This is a genomic window from Bacteroides sp. AF32-8BH (genome assembly GCF_003435205.1).
Taxonomy (GTDB): Bacteria; Bacteroidota; Bacteroidia; order Bacteroidales; family Bacteroidaceae; genus Bacteroides; species Bacteroides ovatus.
Genome location: NZ_QVLZ01000007.1, coordinates 160,204 through 180,573, shown reverse-complemented (window position 1 = coordinate 180,573; position 20,370 = coordinate 160,204). Strand labels below are relative to the sequence as shown.

The 20,370-nt window shown below is 41.2% G+C and carries 20 protein-coding genes; 9 read left to right on the top strand and 11 right to left on the bottom strand.

Going from position 1 to position 20,370, the window contains the following annotated elements; all coding sequences use genetic code 11:
* Positions 1-59: 59 nt before the first annotated feature.
* Positions 60-1,460, top strand: a complete 1,401-nt coding sequence (locus DWZ47_RS06850) for an alkaline phosphatase (protein ID WP_004299760.1) — start codon at positions 60-62, stop codon at positions 1,458-1,460.
* Positions 1,461-1,530: 70 nt separating this feature from the next.
* On the opposite strand, the gene efp is transcribed toward DWZ47_RS06850, so the two are convergent.
* Positions 1,531-2,097 (bottom strand): elongation factor P, encoded by a 567-nt coding sequence (gene efp / locus DWZ47_RS06845; RefSeq protein WP_004299761.1) that lies wholly within the window; start codon positions 2,095-2,097, stop codon positions 1,531-1,533.
* Between the two features lie 192 nt (positions 2,098-2,289).
* On the opposite strand from efp, the gene rpmH reads away from it, so the two are divergent.
* The 7 genes from rpmH (at position 2,290) to DWZ47_RS06805 (ending at position 7,897) form a co-directional block, all read left to right on the top strand.
* Positions 2,290-2,448 carry a 50S ribosomal protein L34 gene (gene rpmH, locus DWZ47_RS06840; RefSeq protein ID WP_004299762.1) on the top strand — a complete coding sequence of 53 codons (159 nt, stop codon included), beginning with the start codon at positions 2,290-2,292 and terminating at the stop codon, positions 2,446-2,448.
* Positions 2,449-2,818: 370 nt separating this feature from the next.
* Positions 2,819-3,472 (top strand): PASTA domain-containing protein, encoded by a 654-nt coding sequence (locus tag DWZ47_RS06830; protein ID WP_008776429.1) that lies wholly within the window; start codon positions 2,819-2,821, stop codon positions 3,470-3,472.
* A gap of 26 nt (positions 3,473-3,498) precedes the next feature.
* The gene (locus tag DWZ47_RS06825; RefSeq protein ID WP_004299766.1) at positions 3,499-4,572 is read left to right on the top strand and encodes an RluA family pseudouridine synthase; all 1,074 of its coding nucleotides are present in this window, start codon (positions 3,499-3,501) and stop codon (positions 4,570-4,572) included.
* On the top strand, positions 4,569-5,543 hold the full coding sequence (locus tag DWZ47_RS06820; RefSeq protein WP_004299767.1) for a D-alanine--D-alanine ligase: 975 nt from the start codon (positions 4,569-4,571) through the stop codon (positions 5,541-5,543). Before DWZ47_RS06825 ends, DWZ47_RS06820 begins: the two co-directional genes overlap by 4 nt.
* A 100-nt stretch (positions 5,544-5,643) precedes the next feature.
* Positions 5,644-6,792: a 1-acyl-sn-glycerol-3-phosphate acyltransferase gene (locus DWZ47_RS06815; RefSeq protein ID WP_008997933.1), complete on the top strand. Its 1,149-nt coding sequence runs from the start codon at positions 5,644-5,646 to the stop codon at positions 6,790-6,792.
* Positions 6,789-7,490 (top strand): hypothetical protein, encoded by a 702-nt coding sequence (locus tag DWZ47_RS06810; protein ID WP_117512626.1) that lies wholly within the window; start codon positions 6,789-6,791, stop codon positions 7,488-7,490. The genes DWZ47_RS06815 and DWZ47_RS06810 overlap by 4 nt, the downstream gene beginning before the upstream one ends.
* A gap of 14 nt (positions 7,491-7,504) precedes the next feature.
* A complete protein-coding gene (locus DWZ47_RS06805; RefSeq protein WP_004299770.1) occupies positions 7,505-7,897 on the top strand; it encodes a rhodanese-like domain-containing protein in 393 nt (130 codons plus the stop codon).
* Between the two features lie 33 nt (positions 7,898-7,930).
* Here the strand turns inward: DWZ47_RS06805 and DWZ47_RS06800 are convergent, their stop codons facing one another.
* The 5 genes from DWZ47_RS06800 to proB all read right to left on the bottom strand — a co-directional run bounded on the left by DWZ47_RS06800 (position 7,931) and on the right by proB (position 14,100).
* Complete coding sequence (locus tag DWZ47_RS06800) at positions 7,931-8,887, bottom strand: acetylornithine carbamoyltransferase (protein WP_032842949.1); 957 nt, start codon at positions 8,885-8,887, stop codon at positions 7,931-7,933.
* A 71-nt stretch (positions 8,888-8,958) separates the two neighbouring features.
* A complete protein-coding gene (locus DWZ47_RS06795) occupies positions 8,959-10,215 on the bottom strand; it encodes a glutamate-5-semialdehyde dehydrogenase (RefSeq protein WP_004299772.1) in 1,257 nt (418 codons plus the stop codon).
* A 225-nt stretch (positions 10,216-10,440) separates the two neighbouring features.
* Entirely contained in the window at positions 10,441-11,487 is a 1,047-nt protein-coding gene (locus tag DWZ47_RS06790; protein ID WP_032842953.1) for a hypothetical protein, read from the bottom strand.
* A 34-nt stretch (positions 11,488-11,521) separates the two neighbouring features.
* On the bottom strand, positions 11,522-12,547 hold the full coding sequence (locus DWZ47_RS06785) for a hypothetical protein (protein WP_004299774.1): 1,026 nt from the start codon (positions 12,545-12,547) through the stop codon (positions 11,522-11,524).
* Between the two features lie 470 nt (positions 12,548-13,017).
* Entirely contained in the window at positions 13,018-14,100 is a 1,083-nt protein-coding gene (proB, locus tag DWZ47_RS06780; protein WP_117512625.1) for a glutamate 5-kinase, read from the bottom strand.
* A gap of 105 nt (positions 14,101-14,205) precedes the next feature.
* Between proB and DWZ47_RS06775 the strand changes: the two genes are divergently transcribed.
* Complete coding sequence (locus DWZ47_RS06775) at positions 14,206-15,354, top strand: pyridoxal phosphate-dependent aminotransferase (protein WP_032844822.1); 1,149 nt, start codon at positions 14,206-14,208, stop codon at positions 15,352-15,354.
* Here the strand turns inward: DWZ47_RS06775 and DWZ47_RS06770 are convergent.
* From DWZ47_RS06770 to bamA, 5 genes are all read right to left on the bottom strand, one after another.
* On the bottom strand, positions 15,323-15,556 hold the full coding sequence (locus DWZ47_RS06770) for a DUF2007-related protein (protein ID WP_004299777.1): 234 nt from the start codon (positions 15,554-15,556) through the stop codon (positions 15,323-15,325). The genes DWZ47_RS06775 and DWZ47_RS06770 overlap by 32 nt on opposite strands.
* Positions 15,557-15,632: 76 nt before the next feature.
* Positions 15,633-16,475, bottom strand: a complete 843-nt coding sequence (murI, locus tag DWZ47_RS06765) for a glutamate racemase (protein WP_004310502.1) — start codon at positions 16,473-16,475, stop codon at positions 15,633-15,635.
* A gap of 108 nt (positions 16,476-16,583) precedes the next feature.
* Positions 16,584-17,099, bottom strand: coding sequence for an OmpH family outer membrane protein (locus DWZ47_RS06760; protein ID WP_004299779.1), 516 nt, complete (start codon positions 17,097-17,099; stop codon positions 16,584-16,586).
* Positions 17,100-17,155: 56 nt separating this feature from the next.
* Positions 17,156-17,671 carry an OmpH family outer membrane protein gene (locus DWZ47_RS06755; RefSeq protein ID WP_004305030.1) on the bottom strand — a complete coding sequence of 172 codons (516 nt, stop codon included), beginning with the start codon at positions 17,669-17,671 and terminating at the stop codon, positions 17,156-17,158.
* 23 nt (positions 17,672-17,694) lie between these two features.
* A complete protein-coding gene (bamA, locus tag DWZ47_RS06750) occupies positions 17,695-20,349 on the bottom strand; it encodes an outer membrane protein assembly factor BamA (RefSeq protein WP_004299781.1) in 2,655 nt (884 codons plus the stop codon).
* Positions 20,350-20,370 lie beyond the last annotated feature (21 nt).

Below are 20,370 nucleotides of genomic sequence, written 5' to 3'. Positions count from 1 at the left end.
GCATCTCTCTTTTTTTTCTACCTTTGTAGACAACTAATCTAAAATAAATATACTAGAAAATGAAAAAGTTAGTCTACACACTGTTCTTTGTCCTTATCTCCGTTGTAGCCAACGGGCAGGCAAAGTACGTATTCTATTTCATCGGAGATGGAATGGGAGTCAATCAAGTAAATGGTACGGAGATGTATCAGGCGGAAATTCAAAATGGTCGTATTGGAGTCGAGCCTTTGTTATTTACTCAATTTCCGGTTGCTACCGTAGCAACCACTTTCTCTGCTAAAAATTCAGTAACAGACTCTGCAGCTGCAGGTACTGCATTGGCAACAGGAAAGAAAACTTATAATGGCGCTATTTCTGTAGGAGAAGATAAAAATGCTATTCAGACTGTCGCAGAAAAAGCAAAGAAAGCAGGAAAAAAGGTGGGCGTAACGACTTCTGTCAGTGTGGATCATGCTACTCCTGCCGCATTTTATGCACATCAACCCGATCGTAATATGAATTATGAAATTGCTCTTGATTTGCCGAAAGCCAATTTCGATTTTTATGCAGGCGGTGGTTTCTTGAAACCTACCACCACTTATGACAAGAAAGAAGCTCCGAGCATTTTCCCTATTTTTGAAGAGGCAGGATATACAGTAGCACGTGGTTACAATGACTATAAGGCAAAAGCTGCAAAAGCAGAAAAGATGATCTTGATTCAGGAAGAGGGAGCCAATCCTTCTTGTCTGCCTTATGCTATTGACCGCAAAGAGAATGATTTGACATTAGCACAAATTACGGAAAGTGCTATTGACTTTCTTACTAAAGGCAATAATAAAGGCTTTTTCCTGATGGTAGAAGGAGGTAAAATAGACTGGGCATGCCACGCTAATGACGCCGCTACTGTGTTCAACGAAGTGAAAGACATGGATAATGCCATCAAAGTAGCTTATGAATTCTATAAGAAACATCCGAAAGAAACGCTGATTGTGATTACCGCAGACCATGAAACAGGTGGTATCGTGCTCGGTACGGGAAAATATGCGTTGAACCTGAAAGCATTGCAATATCAGAAACATTCTGCTGACGGACTTTCACAACGTATCAGTGAATTGAGAAAATCAAAAGGCAATAAAGTCACTTGGGAGGACATGAAAACATTCCTCGGCGAAGAAATGGGCTTCTGGAAACAATTCCCTCTTTCTTGGGAACAGGAAAAGACGTTGCGTGATGAATTTGAGAAATCATTCGTGAAGAATAAAGTCGTATTTGCTGAAAGTATGTACTCTAAGAGCGAACCGATGGCTGCACGTGCAAAGGAAGTGATGGATGAAATCGCTATGATAGGTTGGGTAAGTGGCGGGCACTCTGCCGGTTATGTTCCTGTATTTGCTATTGGTGCAGGTTCTCAACTGTTTGGTGAGAAGATTGACAATACAGAAATTCCTAAAAGAATTGCGAAAGCTGCAGGATATAAATAATAGAACTGTATGAATATAAAAATAGCCGGAAGTCCTTGGACTCCCGGCTATTTTTATATGTTTTTGCAAATTATGCTTTCACACGTCCTACGTAAGAACCGTCACGAGTATCGATTTCGATTGTTTCACCCTCGCTGATGAACAAAGGAACACGTACTGTTGCACCTGATTCCACAGTTGCAGGTTTCAGTGTGTTAGTAGCTGTATCACCTTTCATGCCCGGTTCTGTATAAGTCACCTTCATCTGAACCTTGATCGGCATGTCTGCATAAAGTACAGTTTCAGTAGAAGCATCAGAAACAACTTCCAATACTGAACCTTCGAGCAGGAAGTCAACACCATTAATCAGATCGTGAGCGATAGGATGTTGGTCGAATGTTTCCTGGTTCATAAAGATATAATCTTCTCCTTCTTTATACAAAAATTGGTATGGACGACGTTCTACACGTACATCTTCCAACTTTTCACCGATGTTGAAACGGCGTTCGAGAACGTATCCGCTAACTACATCTTTCAGTTTAGTACGCATAAAAGTGTTACCTTTACCTGGTTTTACATGCAGGAATTCTACACAGAAATAGAGCTTTCCGTCCATACGGATACAAGTTCCGTTTTTGATGTCTTGAGCATTAATCATACTGCTATTTTTCTTAATCTATTATTGTTATTTAATTGTTTTCGCAGGAATTCGACTGCAAAAGTAATCTAAATCGGTAAAAAACACAAAAACTTTTGAGCAAAAATGAGTTATCTCTTGGTTAATTTAAAAAAAGTGCCTATTTTTGCAGCCCGATTACGTAGAATAATAACATAAAAACAAGATACAGTAATGAAAAGAACATTTCAACCCTCTAACAGAAAGAGAAAGAACAAACACGGTTTCCGTGAGAGAATGGCATCGGCTAATGGTCGTAGAGTATTAGCTGCTCGTCGTGCGAAAGGCAGAAAGAAACTGACTGTTTCTGATGAGTACAACGGACAAAAGTGATAATCACTTGTCATCAGGAAACAAAAAAGGCGGAGAATTTAATCTTCGCCTTTTTTGTTTCTCTGTTTTTCAAGGGGATAGTATGTTAAAAAGCGGTATTGTTTGCTCTTATTTATGACTTTTTGCTTTTCTTTGTGAGATTAAATAAAACTCATAAACGAACATACGCGATGGTAGAGTATATCCGGGACATGAAACCCCGTATCATTATAATAAGGTTGTTGAAATCTATAGGAGTGGGGATTATAGTTGCAGCAATTCTGGCGATGATAAGCGTCTTTGCATAATAGGTAGGGACATTTTTCATCGCCTACTTTTTAAAAGTTCAACTATTTTGTCGTATCTTTGGCGCATATTAACAGCAATGCGTATGACTATTAAAGAATTCTTTTCTTTTAAAACCAATAAATATTTCTGGGTGAATATTATCGCCATGATTGTGGTGATGGTAGTGATGATATTTGGTGTGTTGAAATGGCTTGATATACATACACATCATGGTGAAAGCGTGGTAGTTCCCGATGTGAAGGGAATGACAGTGGAAGAAGCTACGAAGATGTTCCGGAATCACGGTTTGGTATATGTGATTTCTGATACCAAATATGTCAAAGATAAAGCAGCGGGTATCATTCTTGAACTGAAACCGGGAGCCGGTGAAAAAGTGAAGGAAGGACGTACAGTATACCTGACAGTCAATACCCTGGATGTCCCTTTACGTGCCATTCCCGATGTGGCGGACAACAGCTCGCTCCGCCAGGCACAGGCCAAGTTACTGAATGCCGGTTTTAAACTGAATCAGATTCAATTGGTAAATGGTGAGAAAGACTGGGTGTACGGCGTGAAGTATCAGGGACGTCAGTTGGCTGCCGGAGAAAAGATTCCTTTGGGAGCTTCTTTGACATTGATGGTGGGAGACGGCTCCGGTGATATGTCGGAAGAAGAGGACTCGGTTGATGTTTCCGTGGATACGGAGAAACCGGTTACGTCGGAATCATCACCTGCTCAAGATGATAGTTGGTTTTAATAGATAAATAACAGAAACGGACTCGCATGATAGAGGAAGAACTTCCGGATGAACTGGAGAATGATTTGGATGATATAGAACCTGTCGGTGACGAATCCCAGCTTTACGAACACTTCCGCGTGGTTGTAGACAAGGGACAGGCGATGGTCAGAGTCGACAAATATCTGTTCGAACGTATTGTCAATGCTTCGCGCAACCGTATTCAGAAGGCTGCCGAAGACGGATTCGTTATGGCCAATGGCAAACCGGTGAAGAGTAGCTACAAAGTGAAACCGCTGGATGTCATTACGGTAATGATGGACCGTCCCCGTTATGAAAATGAAATTATTCCTGAAAATATTCCCCTTACTATCGTTTATGAAGACCCTTATCTGATGGTTGTGAATAAACCGGCGGGATTGGTCGTGCATCCGGGACACGGAAACTATCACGGCACGCTGGTCAATGCGCTGGCCTGGCACATGAAGGATATACCGGATTATGATGCCAATGACCCGCACGTGGGACTTGTTCATCGCATCGATAAAGATACTTCAGGCTTACTGGTGATTGCCAAGACACCGGATGCCAAAACAAATCTGGGAATTCAATTTTTTAATAAGACTACCAAACGCAAATATCGTGCTTTGGTGTGGGGTGTTATGGAACAGGATGAAGGAACGATTGTCGGTAATATTGCCCGTAATCCGAGAGACCGGATGCAAATGGCGGTGATGTCCGATCCGACAGTGGGCAAACATGCCGTTACACACTACCGCGTACTGGAAAGACTGGGATACGTAACCCTTGTGGAATGTATACTTGAGACAGGACGTACTCATCAGATTCGTGTCCACATGAAACATATCGGTCATGTGTTGTTCAATGACGAACGCTATGGCGGTCATGAGATACTGAAAGGAACCCATTTTAGTAAATACAAACAGTTTGTAAATAATTGCTTTGACACTTGTCCCCGACAGGCTTTGCATGCTATGACATTGGGGTTTGTGCATCCCGTCACAGGTGAAGAGATGTATTTTACTTCCGAACTTCCGGATGACATGACCCGGCTTATCGAGAAGTGGAGAGGCTATATAAGTAATAGAGAATTAGAATGAAACGCAACATCGCTATCGTAGCAGGAGGAGATACCTCTGAAATCGTAGTTTCCCTGCGTAGCGCACAGGGTATTTATTCCTTTATTGATAAGGAAAAGTATAATTTGTATATCGTGGAGATGGAAGGCCGTCGCTGGGAAGTACAATTACCGGACGGAAACAAAGTGCCGGTGGATAGAAACGACTTTAGTTTTACGAACGGAACGGAGAAGGTTGTGTTCGACTTTGCTTATATCACCATCCACGGTACGCCGGGTGAGGATGGCAGGCTGCAAGGCTATTTTGATATGATGCGTATTCCGTATTCCTGTTGTGGAGTGTTGGCGGCTGCCATTACTTATGACAAGTTTACCTGCAATCAATATCTGAAGGCTTTTGGAGTGCGCATTGCCGAATCATTGTTGTTGCGCCAAGGACAATCGGTTTCTGACGAGGAAGTAGTGGAAAAGATTGGCCTGCCTTGTTTTATCAAGCCTAGTCTGGGAGGTTCGAGTTTCGGAGTTACGAAAGTGAAGACAAAAGAACAAATACAACCGGCCATTGTTAAAGCTTTCGGAGAAGCGGAAGAGGTGATTGTTGAAGCGTTTATGGACGGAACGGAACTGACTTGCGGCTGTTATAAGACAAAAGAGAAGTCGGTCATCTTTCCACCTACGGAAGTAGTGACGCACAATGAGTTCTTTGATTATGATGCTAAATATAATGGACAGGTAGATGAAATCACTCCTGCGCGTATCTCGGATGAATTGACCAAACGCGTACAGATGCTGACTTCAGCTATCTATGATATATTAGGTTGTTCCGGCATTATCCGTGTAGATTACATTATAACTGCCGGTGAAAAACTGAATCTTCTCGAAGTAAATACTACTCCGGGAATGACTACTACCAGTTTTATTCCCCAGCAAGTGCGTGCAGCCGGACTGGATATAAAGGATGTGATGACTGATATTATTGAAAACAAGTTTTAAGTATTAAGTATCAAGTATAAAGTATTAACCATGCGGTTTGTACGCAGTCTAATACTTTATACTTATTACTTAATACTTGAGCACATAATACTTGAGACTTATGGATCTGACAGAGTTTAATGAAATTCGTCCTTACAATGATGAGGAACTTCCTCAAATCTTTGAGGAACTGATTGCCGATCCGGCTTTTCAGAAAGCTGCTACCGGTGCTATACCGAACGTTCCATTTGAACTTCTGGCGCAAAAAATGCGTGCCTGTAAGACTAAGCTTGATTTTCAGGAGGCATTTTGTTATGGCATTTTGTGGAAGATAGCGGCAGATCATACTGCCGGACTGACACTGGATCATACCGCCATACCGGATAAAAGTAAAGCTTATACGTATATATCGAATCATAGAGATATTATTCTTGATTCGGGCTTTCTCTCTATTTTGTTGATTGACCAGGGAATGGATACGGTAGAAATTGCGATTGGCGACAATTTGCTTATTTATCCCTGGATTAAGAAACTGGTGCGTGTCAATAAATCATTTATTGTACAGCGGGCGTTGACCATGCGGCAAATGTTGGAATCTTCAGCGCGTATGTCCCGTTATATGCATTACACCATTTCAGAGAAGAATCAGTCTATTTGGATTGCGCAGCGTGAAGGACGTGCAAAAGATTCGAATGACCGTACACAAGACAGTGTATTGAAAATGTTGGCAATGGGAGGTGAAGGCGATTTGATAGACCGCCTGATGGAAATGAATATTGCTCCGCTTGCTATTTCATACGAATATGATCCGTGTGATTTTCTGAAAGCGCAAGAGTTTCAGCTGAAGAGAGACATCGAAGGATATAAAAAGACGACACAGGACGATTTGATTAATATGCAGACAGGTCTTTTCGGATATAAAGGCAGGGTACATTTTCAGGTTGCTCCTTGTTTGAATGATGACTTGCAAGGCTTGGACCGTTCGTTGCCGAAACCGGATTTGTTTGCCCGTATTTCTGCCTGTCTTGATCGCCGCATCCATCGTAATTACTGGATATATCCGGGAAATTATGTGGCGTATGATTGGCTGAATGGCACAACGGAATTCGTGTCCAATTACACGGAAGAAGAGAAACAGCAGTTTATGAACTATATTGAACAACAATTGGCAAAGATCAAGATTCCGAATAAGGATGAAGACTTTTTGCGTGAGAAGTTGTTATTAATGTATTCCAATCCGTTAGTTAATTATTTAGCAGCTTGCCGATGAAAAGAAGAAAATTACATGTTGTTTGGTTGTGGGGATTGCTTTTCCTGATGACTGCCTGTGGAGATGATGACTATTATTATCCTTCGGTGAAACTGGAATTTGTGACTGTAGAGGCCGGGGAAGACGGTCGCATACAAACGCTTATTCCTGATAAGGGAGAAGTCTTGACTGTTTCGGAAGACCGTACGGGTTCTACTATCTCTCCAAACACTTCCAGACGTGTAATGAGTAACTATGAGGTGCTTTCCGGTGAGAACACTGCTACTATATATTCTTTGCAATCGCTCATAACGCCGGTACCTAAACCGGAAGATGATCCGATTTACAAGGACGGTATAAAGCTAGATCCGGTAAAGATGGTCAGTATCTGGCTTGGAAGGGATTATCTGAATATGATTTTGAATCTCAAGGTCAGTACGGGCAAGGGACATGTTTTCGGTATAGTGGAAGATGTGTCCGAACTTAAAACAAATGGCATTGTGAATATGTTGTTATACCATGATGCGAACAGTGATGGAGAATACTATAATCGGCGTGCTTACATTTCTGTTCCTTTGGCGCAATATATAGATGAAGAGAATCCGGGTCGGACGATAAAGGTAAAGTTTAAATATTATACGTACGATAAGGATGGTTCTCCGATAGAATCTGATAAGTACTGTGATCCTGGGTTTGACTATACTCCGGGACAGAATTGAATAATGGAGTGTATATGTTTAAATTGAATCAATTAATCGTGGGAATATTTTTATTTCTCTCTTCCCTTTTCTCTTGTCAGCAGAAAGGGGATTTTCAATCAATGAATGTAGAGGAGTTTGATTCTCTTATTCAGAATGAGGATATACAACGTCTGGATGTTCGTACACTTGCGGAATATTCGGAGGGGCATATCACGAAGACGATTAACATCAATGTGATGGATGACTCTTTTGCTTCAATGGCTGATTCTTTGTTGCAAAAAGACAAACCGGTGGCTGTATATTGTCGCAGTGGAAAACGAAGCAAGAAGGCTGCGGCAATTTTGAGCGAGAAGGGATATAAAGTCTTTGAGCTTGATAAGGGATTTAATTCCTGGCAGGAAGCAGGTAAAGAAATAGAGAAATAAAGTGCTGATTTATCAGCACTTTATTTTTTGGGGTTATTTCAGTCCTTCCAATAACCTTTTCAGAACGACAGTTGCCGAGATTTCACGGTTGGCAGCTTCCGGAATCACAATAGATTGCGGACTTTCAATGACATCGTCTGTCACAATCATATTTCTACGAACCGGAAGACAATGCATGAAATAAGCATTGTTGGTAACTGCCATTTGGCGGTCGCTGACAGTCCAATCACGATCTTTGCTTAATATCTGTCCATAGTTGTCGCCAGAATAAGCAGCCCAGTTCTTGGCATATATGAAGTCGGCTCCTTCGAAAGCCTTCATCTGGTCATATTCTACTTTTGCATTACCTACAAATTGCGGATCAAGCTCATAACCTTCGGGATGAGTGATGACAAATTCGTAATCCGTTGCATTCATCCATTCAGCAAAGGAATTAGGAACAGCCTGTGGCAATGGACGTGGATGAGGAGCCCAGGTCATAACTACTTTGGGACGTACTGTTTTCTTGTATTCCTCGATGGTAATCAGGTCGGCAAAGCTCTGCAATGGGTGGCGTGTTGCCGCTTCCATCGAAAAGACAGGACGTCCGGAGTATTGGATGAATTGATTGATAATAGTTTCCTGATAGTCAAAGTCACGGTCTTCAAAACGGGCAAAAGAGCGTACTCCAATGATATCACAATAGCATCCCATAACCGGAATGGCTTCTAATATATGTTCCGGTTTATCACCATCCATAATTACGCCACGTTCAGTTTCCAATTTCCATGCACCTTGATTGATATCCAGTACCATTACATTCATTCCCAAATTGATAGCAGCTTTCTGTGTGCTGAGGCGGGTACGTAAACTAGAGTTGAAGAAGATCATCATTAAAGTCTTGTTTCGTCCCAGTTCTACATATTTGAAGTGCTCTTTTTTAATTTCGAATGCTTCTGCAAGGGCTGATTTTAAATCGCCAATGTCCTGTACACAAGTAAATTTCTTCATATCATTTATTTTTTAATTTTTAATTAGCTTCGCTCAAAACCTTGTTTGATTTTTAACATATAGGTATAGTCTCAATTTCTTCTCGTTTGTCCATCTCCTTCAATGACCCATTTGTAAGAAGTGATTTCCTCCAGTCCCATCGGACCGCGTGCGTGTAGCTTTTGCGTGCTGATTCCGATTTCGGCTCCTAATCCGAATTGTGCCCCGTCAGTGAAAGCGGTAGACACATTGGTGTATACGCAAGCTGCGTCCACGATTCTGGTGAATAAAGCTGCACGTTCTCCGTTCTCGGTAACAATACACTCGCTATGTTTAGAACTGTTTTCCTGAATATGTCCTAAGGCATCTTCGAAGCTCTTTACAGTCTTGACAGCCATTTTATAATCCAGAAACTCCGTGCCGAAGCTTTCTGCTTTTGCATGTTCCAGGAGCTCGGCAGGATAGCGGCCTTCCAATGCCTGGTAAGCTTGCGGATCAGCATAAATAATGACATGGCTGTCTTTTAGTTTCTCGCAAATCAGAGGGAGGTCGGCCAGTCTCTTCTCATGTATAATGGTGCAGTCCAATGCATTACATACGCTAACTCTACGTGTCTTTGCATTATGAATAATGTCTGCTCCCTTGTTTGTATCCCCAAATTCATCGAAGTAAGTGTGACAGATACCTGCTCCTGTTTCAATGACAGGAATCCTTGCATTCTCGCGTACGAAATGAATAAGACTGCTGCTGCCTCTGGGGATAATCAAGTCTACGTAGCCCACAGCATTCAGTAACGCTGCCGTAGCCTCTCTATCAGCCGGAAGTAATTCTACAATGTGTGGATTGATTTTGAACTTCTTCAATACTTTGTGAATCACACTGATGATGGCCCGGTTGGAACAATCGGCGTCACTTCCTCCTTTCAATATGCAGGCATTTCCGCTCTTCAGACAAAGGGAGAAAACATCAAAGCTAACATTAGGGCGCGCTTCATAAATGATTCCTATGACTCCGAAAGGAACGCTGACTTTCGTCAACTTCATTCCATTGGGACGAACACTCTCTTTCAGCACTTTACCCAAAGGAGAGGGGAGTGTTGCTACATTGCGTGTATCTGCGGCAATACCTTTCAAACGTTCTTCCGTCAGTTTCAACCGATCGTACTTCGGATCATTTTTGTCCATCCGTGCGAGGTCTTTTTCGTTCTCTGAAAGAATGAAAGGTGTTTCTGCAATTGCTGCGTCAGCTACTGCATTTAAAATCTGATTGATGACATTATCATTCAGCAGGGCTAATTCCCGACTTGCTACTTGTACAGCGGCAAAGGTCTCGTTTAAATTTGTAGTCATTTGCTCCTTTTTTGCATTAAATGGAAAGATAAACTATGCAAATATAGTGAATGATGTGAATAAAACTTGTTGAAAATAGAAATAAATGTGCTCTTTACTTATTCACTGGGGTTTTTACAAGATTAATACTAAAAAAATACGAGACTCAATTCTGAATCTCGTATTTTTCATTTATGCACTATATTGGTATAGTGCTTGTTATTCGAACTCCTATTTGGCATTATCTCATTGCCATGGAATGTCTTGTTCAATATCTTCTCCCATTTCTCCTGATTCGACTTCAATTCCTATGTCACTAGGTGTTCCTATATGTTCGATATTGGTTAGTGCGATAGAATGGGTATAGTTTCTCTTGAATGTGATACTGCTACTGATGATTGTCTTTTCTTCTGCTCCTGGAGTCTCTTCCCAAAATACTGCCACTTTTACATTCTCTGTTAAATGTTGATTATCACCAGTAGGTATATTGGCAGTGAGATTTCTCATGCTGACCATTTTTAATTCAGATTCAACAGTCTTATGAATATCTGCATTAGCATTCAAATAGATGCTTGGTGCGTCTTCAAGTTTTATTCTAAGACGTCCTTTCTCTAAACCTGTTTGTTTGAATTTTACTCCGAAAAAACGGCGATAGAGCATGATGTGATTTTGCATGCCATCTGTCACTTCCACTTTATCGTTTAATCCATGATAACGTTCGATGAACGGGCGGTTGCAGGCGTCTTGTGATCCGTTTCTCGTTTGTATTCTCGGGTTTTCAATATTGTATAAGAATTTGATTCCATCTGCTTGTTCGGCAGTCAGGAATTTGTTCAGGCATTCCCCTTTGATTTTTCCGCTACGTTCCAAATCGAAAGGGGCTCCGAAGAAGCCTTTTTCGTCTTTTATGATTGAGTCCTTTGCATTTGCAATCATAGAGCAAGAGATGCGGTAAGTGTATCCATCAATAACTTTTATTTTTAGGTTATTGGGATCTTTCGCCTTGTCTAACTGGAAAATACCATAAGCGTATGGTTTTGAAGATGGATTCTGTCCCTCTTTGGGTGTCATGGTAATGGCGATTCCCACTAATGTTTCACTTTCATTAATTTTGGTTGGAGTTGTAGCGCGTGCCATGGGCAGTTCGGTTGAGAGGTAGTCTCCGTCCAGTTGTAAGTTAAGTTCGGAATACGTAGTAGGAGGTGCCTGATACAGATCTTTCTCCTTAATACATGATTGTAGAGTAAAAGCTGTGAATAGACAGCCTGCGATCATAAGATGTTTGATTTTCATATGAATCTTTTTTAGTAGTTGTTGAGTATGATAATTATTTCCCTATTTCTTGTTCTGATTCTTCCATTTCTGCTTCTTCACCAAAAGAGATAGTAGCATCCCCTATATGCTCATCTATCTTGACTATTTTGACTATGTTCTTTTTGTTTCTTTTCATTTTAATACTTTGATTGGTATATAGAGAATACCATTTCTCTTCATTGGCCGGGCGGTAGGAAATAGTGAAAGCGATTGTTTCTTCTTCCTTAAGTTTGGCCGTATAATAGTCGGATATATCGTACATAGAGATAATTCGTTCCTCCGTCCGGGATGTTCCATCTTTGGAATATAGTAGATAAAATGGAGCAACGTCCGCTGCTTTAATTTTGATGGAGTCACCCGGTGCAAGTTCGTCTGTAACGAATTGTATAGAATAATAAGCACGTTTCAATGTCATTGAAACGGAGGTATTCATATTGGGATTTGAAAAGTCCAATTGCTCACTGCCGAAAAAGCGTTTGACGGTAGGGTGAGTACTAGTACTATCGCATTTTATATGCATTTCTCCTTTGTAAATATGTTGGTGAAATGCCCCATTGATATTCAGGGGATTGATTGAAATCTTTAAATCGTTGTTGACTAACCCGTTCACCTCTTTCTGCAGAGTAGATGAAAAAGGAAGTCCATAAAGTATGCTGTCACTTTGTATTGTATAATATGGGCGGTCTTTATATCCCAGGAAGCTGCAGTCAAAGCGATACACATATCCTTCGATTAACCCGATTTCTACTCGATATGGATTATCGAAAAGGCCTGAAGCATAGGGCTGAAAAGAAGTCAGGCCTTTTCCTTTCCAAAAAACATTAACTGCATATATTCCGTCAGCCACCGTGGAGGTGGAACGGCTTAAAGGTTGTTCGGCTACTTCAAGAAAAGGAGCTATATTTAAACTGACATTAAACTCTCTGCCGACAGGAAATGACGGTGTACTGTTTACTTCAGGTTCATTCTTACTGCTCTCACAAGATATAATTGAGAATGTTAAAAATATGAGTATAAGGTTCCAATGTTTTAGTAGCATGGGGATTATATTGTTTGTTTAGAGGGCAAATATACTGCTATTAATAGTTTTTTGCAAATAAAGTCCCTGTATTTATGTTGCAGATGTCTATCTATAATACATTATATAACTGAAAATAAAAGCGCTTATCTTCACTAAAGAAGCTAATATTCTACCTGAATAAGAGCTTCATTTGGGTGCAGAAATGAGGTAAACTCATACAATTATAATTCAAAAAAACTTCCGTAAACATTCTCAACTATACTTATCCCTATGAGAAAAAATACTCATAGGGATGAGAAGAAATACTCATTACAATGAGAACTTTTTCTCATTGCAGTGAGAATATCCCCTTGCTAGAATAGGATGAAACAGTTTATTACCGTGCAGTCATGAACAAGATTCACCTCTGTGTACTCTGTGGTGAAAACCGTACAGAAACAAGCTAATTTTAGTCTAAAATCGGATAAAACAGAAATTCTTATTATTAATTATTCAATGTATAGATAGTCATAATGTACTACTGGTTTCTTTCCATGCTTGCCAATCGCTTCTTGTGCCTGTTTGGAGTCACAGTTCACTTTTCCAACGCCAACCTGGTTTCCTTGAAAGTCCATGATACGTACAATGTCATCTTTCTCAAATTCACCTTCAATATGAGTGATTCCAATCGGGAGGATGCTGACAGCTTTTTCAGAGTTTAGAACTTCTGTAGCGCATTCATTTATGTGAATTTCCCCTTTGGCAAAACCTTCGCTATGGGCAATCCACTTTTTGACGCTGGATACCGGTTCGTCTGATGGTATAAAACGTGTACAAAGAGTTTCTTCAGGATGCTGTAATAAATCTACCAGAATATTATCCCGCTTCCCGTTGGCAATAATCACTGTAATTCCTTCATCAGCAACTTTGCGGGCAATATTGGTTTTCGTCAACATCCCCCCCCGTCCGAAACTGGACTTAGTTGTCTGAATATAGTTGGATAAGTCTTTGCCGTGACCGATCTCCCGGATAACAGAAGAGTTTGGATCGGAAGGAGAACCATTGTAAATCCCATCAATATTACTTAGGATAATGAGTGCCTGCGTATCCATCATCGAAGCGATGAGTCCGGACAATTCATCATTATCGGTGAACATCAGCTCACTGACGGAAATCGTATCGTTTTCGTTGACAATAGGAATGACATTGTTTTCAAACATTACCGTCATGCAATTTTTCTGATTCAGATAATGGCGGCGAGTTCCAAAACTTTCCTTCGTTGTCAGTACCTGGCCGACAGGTATATTGTGCTCACGGAAAAGTTCGTAGTAACGGTTGATTAGTTTGGCCTGACCCACAGCAGAAAATAATTGGCGCTGATCTACACTATCGAGTTTTTTCTGCGGATGCACTTCACTGCGTCCGGAAGCAACAGCTCCCGAAGAAATCAAAATGATTTCTACCCCGGACTTATGTAATTCCGCTATCTGGTCAACAAGTGCCGACATACGGGTAACGTCCAGCGTTCCGTCGCGGCGTGTCAATACATTGCTTCCTACTTTTACTGCGATTCGTGTAAATTCCTGTTTCATCCTTACTAACGATTTGAAAGCACAAATATAGAGCTTTTTGCCGATATGCTACCTAAACAGGCTAAAAAGAATTATCTTTGCAGCCAGATAGAGAAAAGATAAACAATGAAACATACAAATCCACAAGTAGAACAGATGACCTCCTTCATCGTAATGGATGTGTTGGAGAGGGCAAACGAATTACAGAAACAAGGTGTTGATATTATTCATTTGGAAGTTGGTGAACCCGATTTTGATGTACCGTCTTGTGTGTCGGAAGCAGCAAAAGCGGCTTATGATCGTCATCTTACTCACTATACACATTCTTTGGGGGACCCGGAACTCCGGCGGGAAATTGCTGCTTTTTATCTACGGGAATATGGAGTGACGGTAGATCCGGATTGCATTGTGGTGACTTCCGGCTCTTCTCCATCCATTCTTCTTGCGTTGATGTTGCTCTGTAATACGGATAGTGAAGTGATTCTTTCCAATCCGGGATACGCTTGTTACCGTAATTTTGTGTTGGCTACCCAGGCTAAACCCGTTTTGGTTCCTTTGTCTAAAGAATATCTGCAATACGACATAGAAGCTATTCGTAAATGTGTGAATCCACATACAGCGGCTATCTTTATTAATTCTCCGATGAATCCGACCGGAATGTTGCTGGATGAAAAATTCTTGAGAGAAGTGGCAGCACTGGGAGTTCCTGTTATTTCGGATGAGATTTATCATGGACTTGTCTATGAAGGACGTGCGCACAGCATTCTTGAATATACCGATCAGGCTTTTGTCTTGAACGGATTTTCTAAACGTTTTGCGATGACAGGTCTTCGGCTGGGTTATTTGATTGCACCTAAATCTTGTATGCGTTCTTTGCAGAAGTTGCAGCAAAATCTATTTATTTGTGCGTCCAGCGTTGCCCAACAGGCTGGGATTGCTGCATTGCGGCAGGCTGATTCGGATGTGGAACGGATGAAACAGATTTATGATGAGCGTCGCCGGTACATGATTACTCGTCTTCGGGAAATGGGGTTTGAGATTAAAGTAGAACCTCAAGGAGCATTTTACATTTTTGCCAACGCACGCAAATTTACTACCGACTCTTATCGCTTTGCATTCGATGTACTCGAACATGCGCATGTCGGCATTACTCCCGGGGTGGACTTTGGTACGGGAGGTGAAAGATATGTACGCTTCTCCTATGCAAACTCATTGGAGAATATCAAAGAAGGACTGGACCGTATCAATCGCTACCTTTCTCGTCTCGGCTTCTGATTAGCTCGGTGGCTGCTTCGTATTCTTCCTCTGTCACGAGGACGGATACGGAAGGAGCGATATAGGGTGCTAATGTCCCCATAATTCCATCTTTGATTACACAACGGATATTATTGCTTTCTAATAACCCTTTAATGATCTCGGCTTCCCAGGGGGATCCGGAGAATACTTCTATTGCCTTGCTATAATCTTCTTCTTTCATGATCTTACTTATTAGGGGTTGTTATCTACAAATATAACAAAAAAGAGAGAGAAATGGTTATTTATTTTCTTAAAAATTATTCGAGTGTGATATGTTTTACGCTAATCTGCTGTTTCAGGAAAGTAGAGGCCGATTCTGAAAACTTTTCTTCCGCTTCGGTCGTGTAAAACTGGCAGTTGCCATTCTTGGTACATTTGGCATCCATTTCGGGATGTCTTTTCAGATAGTCTTTCAGGCTTTCTGCAACATACTCTCCTTGTGCAATTACACTGATATGATCCGGGATGTATTGCCGGATTTTAGGTAGGAGTATAGGGAAATGGGTACATCCGAGGATGACAGTATCTATTTGAGGATCCTTTGACAGTAATTGGTCGATGTACTTCCGGATAAAATAGTCTGCTCCTTCGTCTTGTGATTCGTTATTCTCAACTAAGGATACCCACATCGGACATGCTGTCCCGCTAACCTGAATTTCAGGAAATAGTTTATGTATTTCTAATGGATACGATTCGGATTTGATGGTGCCTGCTGTTGCCAGTACGCCGATATGCTGATTCTTGCTAATCTCTCCAACACATTCTACAGTGGGGCGGATGACTCCGAGCACACGGCGGGCAGGATCGATTTGGGGTAAATCATTCATCTGAATGCTGCGCAAGGCTTTGGCGGAAGCAGTATTGCAAGCTAATATAACCAGATGGCATCCCATATCAAACAGTTTGTTGACGGCTTGCCGGGTAAATTCGTATACGACTTCGAAAGAACGTGTCCCATAGGGGGCACGTGCATTATCTCCCAAATAGATATAATCATATTCCGGTAATACTTCTCTAATCTTGTCTAAGATGGTCAGACCTCCGTATCCGGAGTCGAATACTCCGATAGGTCCGGGCGTATGGGATAGATGTTGCTTCATGACACACTTGATTTATATACGCAAATGTACACCAAAAAAAGGGAAAGAGAAAGAAGATGATCCTTCTTTCTCTTTCCCTTTTGGTATTTCTTTATTCTTGGTCAGCTCTTATTTGATACCAAGATTTGCTTTTACCTTGCTAGTCAAGTTGATGCTCTGTGATTCGTTTACATAAGGAATCGAAGTTCTTGCCAGGTCGAAGATATAGATCACACCTTCAGCAGCACCTACTGCTTTGATAGCATTGTCCAACTTCTGGTAGATAGGAGCCATTGCATCATTTTGAGCTTTCTGCATTTGTTGTTGAGCATCCTGTTGGAATTGCTCTTGTCTCTGCATCATATCTTGCAACTCTTTCTGTCTTCTTTCAGCGATGTTAGGAGGAAGAGAATCCTTAGCGATAGCTTGTTGGAATTCCTGATATTTCTTGTTGAATTCTTCCTGCGTTCTCTGTAGTTCGGCAGTAAGTTGTTTTTCTAAAGTCTGAATATCATTTTGAGCTTTGGTGAATTCCGGCATCACAGTGATGATTTCCTGTGCATTAATGTGGCCGAATTTCAGGTTCTGTGCAAATACACCCATTGGGAGTGCAAGCAACATTACAAGTGCAATTTTTTTTAGCATAGTTCTATAATTTATTTGAATGATTTTTAGTTATTTCCAGCTGCAAATGTATGAAATTAATTTGAATATCCTAATTTTCTTAGGATTTCATCACTAATATCTATGCGTGGATTTGCAAATATTATACCTGTAGCAGAGGCTCTGTCAATTACCATATCATATCCATGTTGCTGTGATATAGCTTTCACTGCTTCATAAATATCATCCTGAATCGGAGTAATCAACTTGTCTCTCATCTTGGCTAATTCGCCTTCCGGACCGAAGTAGTTACGCTTCAGCTCGGCTGCTTCTTTTTCCTTCGCTACGATTGCATCTTCTGTCTTTGTTTTTTGTGCGGCAGAAAAAGTGGAAGATTTTGCCTGGTAATCCTGGAACATCTTCTGTGCTTCTTTAGCCAGAGCTTCTACTTCACTCTGGTATTTCTTCGTAGCTTCTTGCATTTGCTCGTTAGCGCTTTGAGCTGCCGGAATATTCTTCATAATATATTCCGTATCGATCAGTGCAAATTTCTGTGCATTTGCTGCCATGCTGACAGCAAATAGCATCATGATTAATAGAACAGACTTTCTCATAACGTTTAGTTTTTGATGATACATTAGAATTCTTGTCCTAAGATAAAGTGGAACTGGCTTCCTCCATATTGTTTAGAACCAAATACTTTGTCGAAACCGTAACCCCAGTCAATACCCATCATACCAATCATCGGAAGGAAGATACGAACACCGACACCGGCAGAACGTTTCAACTCGAATGGATTGAATTTCTTGATATCATGCCATGCGTTACCTGCTTCAAGGAAACCTAACACATAAATGTTAGTACTTGTTTCCAGCATCAACGGATATCTCAATTCGATACCGAGACGTGCATAGGCATAACCTTCAGAACCGTATGGTGTTAATGAGCTGTTTTCGTAACCACGCAAAGCGATACTTTCAGTTGCATAAGTTGAATAACCGGTCATACCGTCACCACCTACGTCGAATGTACCGAACGGAGATTTCTTGTATTGGTTATAGTGACCTAACAGACCGAATTCCGTACGTGTCATTAATACCAGACATTTAGGATGAGCAACCGGATCCATCAGCGGAGTATATGTTTTGCCTTTGAATTTCCATTTGTGGTATTCTATCCATTTATGAAGTTTATTCATGTTGTCCTGGGTAATGCTACCTGTTTCAGGGTTGCTGTAATATCCCTTATAGTCTTTACCGTCCATCAACGAGTAAGGCGGTGTGAACTGAACTGACAGTGAGAAATCTGAACCCGAACGAGGGAAGATTGGGTTGTCAATAGAGTTACGAGCCAAAGTCAATGAAATGCTAAGGTCATTACATTTACCGTTGGTGACCGGGAAGTATTGCCAGTCGCTCAAGTTATAACGTTGGTAAGCTAATTCTGCAGAAAGAGTGAAATAGTCATCCGGCCATTTCAGACGTTTACCCCAACCTACGGAAAGTCCCCACATCTTGATAGACTTATCAGGGTCATAATAGTTTTCGTAGTTGTTATAGTTACCATAGTTGTACATACCATAACCACCGTAGCCACTATACATACTGTTGTAGTAGTTGTTGAAGTAGCTGGAGTTGTAGTAACGGCTACTGATATCTGTCTGTACAGAGAAGAATGCCGATACAGAGAATGAATTCGGACGTTTACCGCCAAACCATGGATCGAAGAATGAAATACTGTATGATTGGTAGTATTTAGCGTTCGTCTGTCCGCTGATAGTCAATGTCTGACCATCACCTTGAGGAAGTATACCACGGTAGTTTTCACCCGGGTGCAACAAGTTGGCTACAGAGAAGTTGGTAAACTTCAAGCTCAACTTACCGATAATACCCGTCTGTCCCCAACCTGCAGAGAATTCCACCTGGTCGTTAGCTTTGGAAGTCAAAGGCAAACCTATGTCAACAGTTCCGTTCATCGGATCCGGTTGAATATCTGGTTGCAGTTTTTCCGGGTCAAAGTGTCCCATCTGCTGAATTTCACGCAAAGAACGCATCAAGTCTTCTTTGCTGAACAATTGTCCCGGACGAATACGAAGTTCACGGCGAACGACGTTTTCATACAAACGGTCATTACCGCTGATCTTGATCTTATTGATAGTAGCCTGACGGCCTTCATAGATTCTCATTTCGAGGTCGATAGAGTCGCCAACGATATTTACTTCTACCGGGTCAAGGTTATAGAACAGGTAACCGTTGTTGTAGTATAAGTTACCGATAGCGTCATCATCTGTAGAAACACGTTCGTTCAATAACTTCTGGTTGTATACGTCACCTTTCTTCATGCGGAGCAGGAAGTTCAACTGTTCTGACGGATAGAGAGTGTTACCTACCCATGTAACGTTACGCAGATAATATTTTTGTCCCTCGTCTATATTCAAATAAACGTTTACAGTCTTTTCGTCATACTGTGAAACGCTGTCTTTTACAATCATTGCATCACGGTATCCCAACTCATTATATTTGTCGATAATCAGTTGCTTGTCTGCCTCGAAGTTCTCTGGCACGAATTTCTTGGTGCGGAACAGGTTACGAAGTTTACCTTTCTCATTGGTTTTCTTCATAACTTTCTTCAGCTTGGAAGTCTTGATCGCATGATTACCAACGATTTGGATTTCGTGTACTTTGATTTTTTCTTTCTTGTCGATATCAATGTCGACGATCACCTGATTTTCGCTGGATGGATCGTCTTTCTGCGAGATGATTACTTCTGCATTTTTGAATCCCTTATCGTCGAAGTAACGTTTGATTAATGTCTTGGCACGGTCTACGGTATTCGGAGTAATCTGCATACCTTTTACCATTCCCAGCTTGCTTTCAAGGTCGGTACGTTCCGACTTCTTCACACCATGATAGCGTACATCTGCGATACGTGGGCGTTGTGTCAGACTGATTTTTAACCAGATTTTGTCACCTTCAATTTTCTCGGCTGTGATTTGTACATTTGAGAACAAGCCATGACGCCAATAACGTTTGATCGCTCCAGTAATTTCGTCACCCGGCACAGTAATTGTCTGTCCTACCGATAGTCCGGATAGTCCAATCAATACATAGTCTTCATAATTCTTTACGCCTTCGACTTTAATATCTGCTATCTCATACTTTTTGGGTGTTCCGGAGTATAAGATGACAGGTTTCGAGTCTTCATCAGTGTTAGCATTTTGCGCAATGCCTGTTGTCGCAAAGCAGCACAGGCAGACAAACGTTATGAATATAAAGGAAATACGATAATGCATTTATGTTATAATTTGATGTTT

Bases quoted from the DNA above. Each gene is read 5' to 3' on its own strand.
- DWZ47_RS06850 (WP_004299760.1), top strand. From the start codon at position 60: ATGAAAAAGTTAGTCTACACACTGTTCTTTGTCCTTATCTCCGTTGTA.
- efp (WP_004299761.1), bottom strand. From the start codon at position 2,097: ATGATTAATGCTCAAGACATCAAAAACGGAACTTGTATCCGTATGGAC.
- rpmH (WP_004299762.1), top strand. From the start codon at position 2,290: ATGAAAAGAACATTTCAACCCTCTAACAGAAAGAGAAAGAACAAACAC.
- DWZ47_RS06830 (WP_008776429.1), top strand. From the start codon at position 2,819: ATGACTATTAAAGAATTCTTTTCTTTTAAAACCAATAAATATTTCTGG.
- DWZ47_RS06825 (WP_004299766.1), top strand. From the start codon at position 3,499: ATGATAGAGGAAGAACTTCCGGATGAACTGGAGAATGATTTGGATGAT.
- DWZ47_RS06820 (WP_004299767.1), top strand. From the start codon at position 4,569: ATGAAACGCAACATCGCTATCGTAGCAGGAGGAGATACCTCTGAAATC.
- DWZ47_RS06815 (WP_008997933.1), top strand. From the start codon at position 5,644: ATGGATCTGACAGAGTTTAATGAAATTCGTCCTTACAATGATGAGGAA.
- DWZ47_RS06810 (WP_117512626.1), top strand. From the start codon at position 6,789: ATGAAAAGAAGAAAATTACATGTTGTTTGGTTGTGGGGATTGCTTTTC.
- DWZ47_RS06805 (WP_004299770.1), top strand. From the start codon at position 7,505: ATGTTTAAATTGAATCAATTAATCGTGGGAATATTTTTATTTCTCTCT.
- DWZ47_RS06800 (WP_032842949.1), bottom strand. From the start codon at position 8,887: ATGAAGAAATTTACTTGTGTACAGGACATTGGCGATTTAAAATCAGCC.
- DWZ47_RS06795 (WP_004299772.1), bottom strand. From the start codon at position 10,215: ATGACTACAAATTTAAACGAGACCTTTGCCGCTGTACAAGTAGCAAGT.
- DWZ47_RS06790 (WP_032842953.1), bottom strand. From the start codon at position 11,487: ATGAAAATCAAACATCTTATGATCGCAGGCTGTCTATTCACAGCTTTT.
- DWZ47_RS06785 (WP_004299774.1), bottom strand. From the start codon at position 12,547: ATGCTACTAAAACATTGGAACCTTATACTCATATTTTTAACATTCTCA.
- proB (WP_117512625.1), bottom strand. From the start codon at position 14,100: ATGAAACAGGAATTTACACGAATCGCAGTAAAAGTAGGAAGCAATGTA.
- DWZ47_RS06775 (WP_032844822.1), top strand. From the start codon at position 14,206: ATGAAACATACAAATCCACAAGTAGAACAGATGACCTCCTTCATCGTA.
- DWZ47_RS06770 (WP_004299777.1), bottom strand. From the start codon at position 15,556: ATGAAAGAAGAAGATTATAGCAAGGCAATAGAAGTATTCTCCGGATCC.
- murI (WP_004310502.1), bottom strand. From the start codon at position 16,475: ATGAAGCAACATCTATCCCATACGCCCGGACCTATCGGAGTATTCGAC.
- DWZ47_RS06760 (WP_004299779.1), bottom strand. From the start codon at position 17,099: ATGCTAAAAAAAATTGCACTTGTAATGTTGCTTGCACTCCCAATGGGT.
- DWZ47_RS06755 (WP_004305030.1), bottom strand. From the start codon at position 17,671: ATGAGAAAGTCTGTTCTATTAATCATGATGCTATTTGCTGTCAGCATG.
- bamA (WP_004299781.1), bottom strand. From the start codon at position 20,349: ATGCATTATCGTATTTCCTTTATATTCATAACGTTTGTCTGCCTGTGC.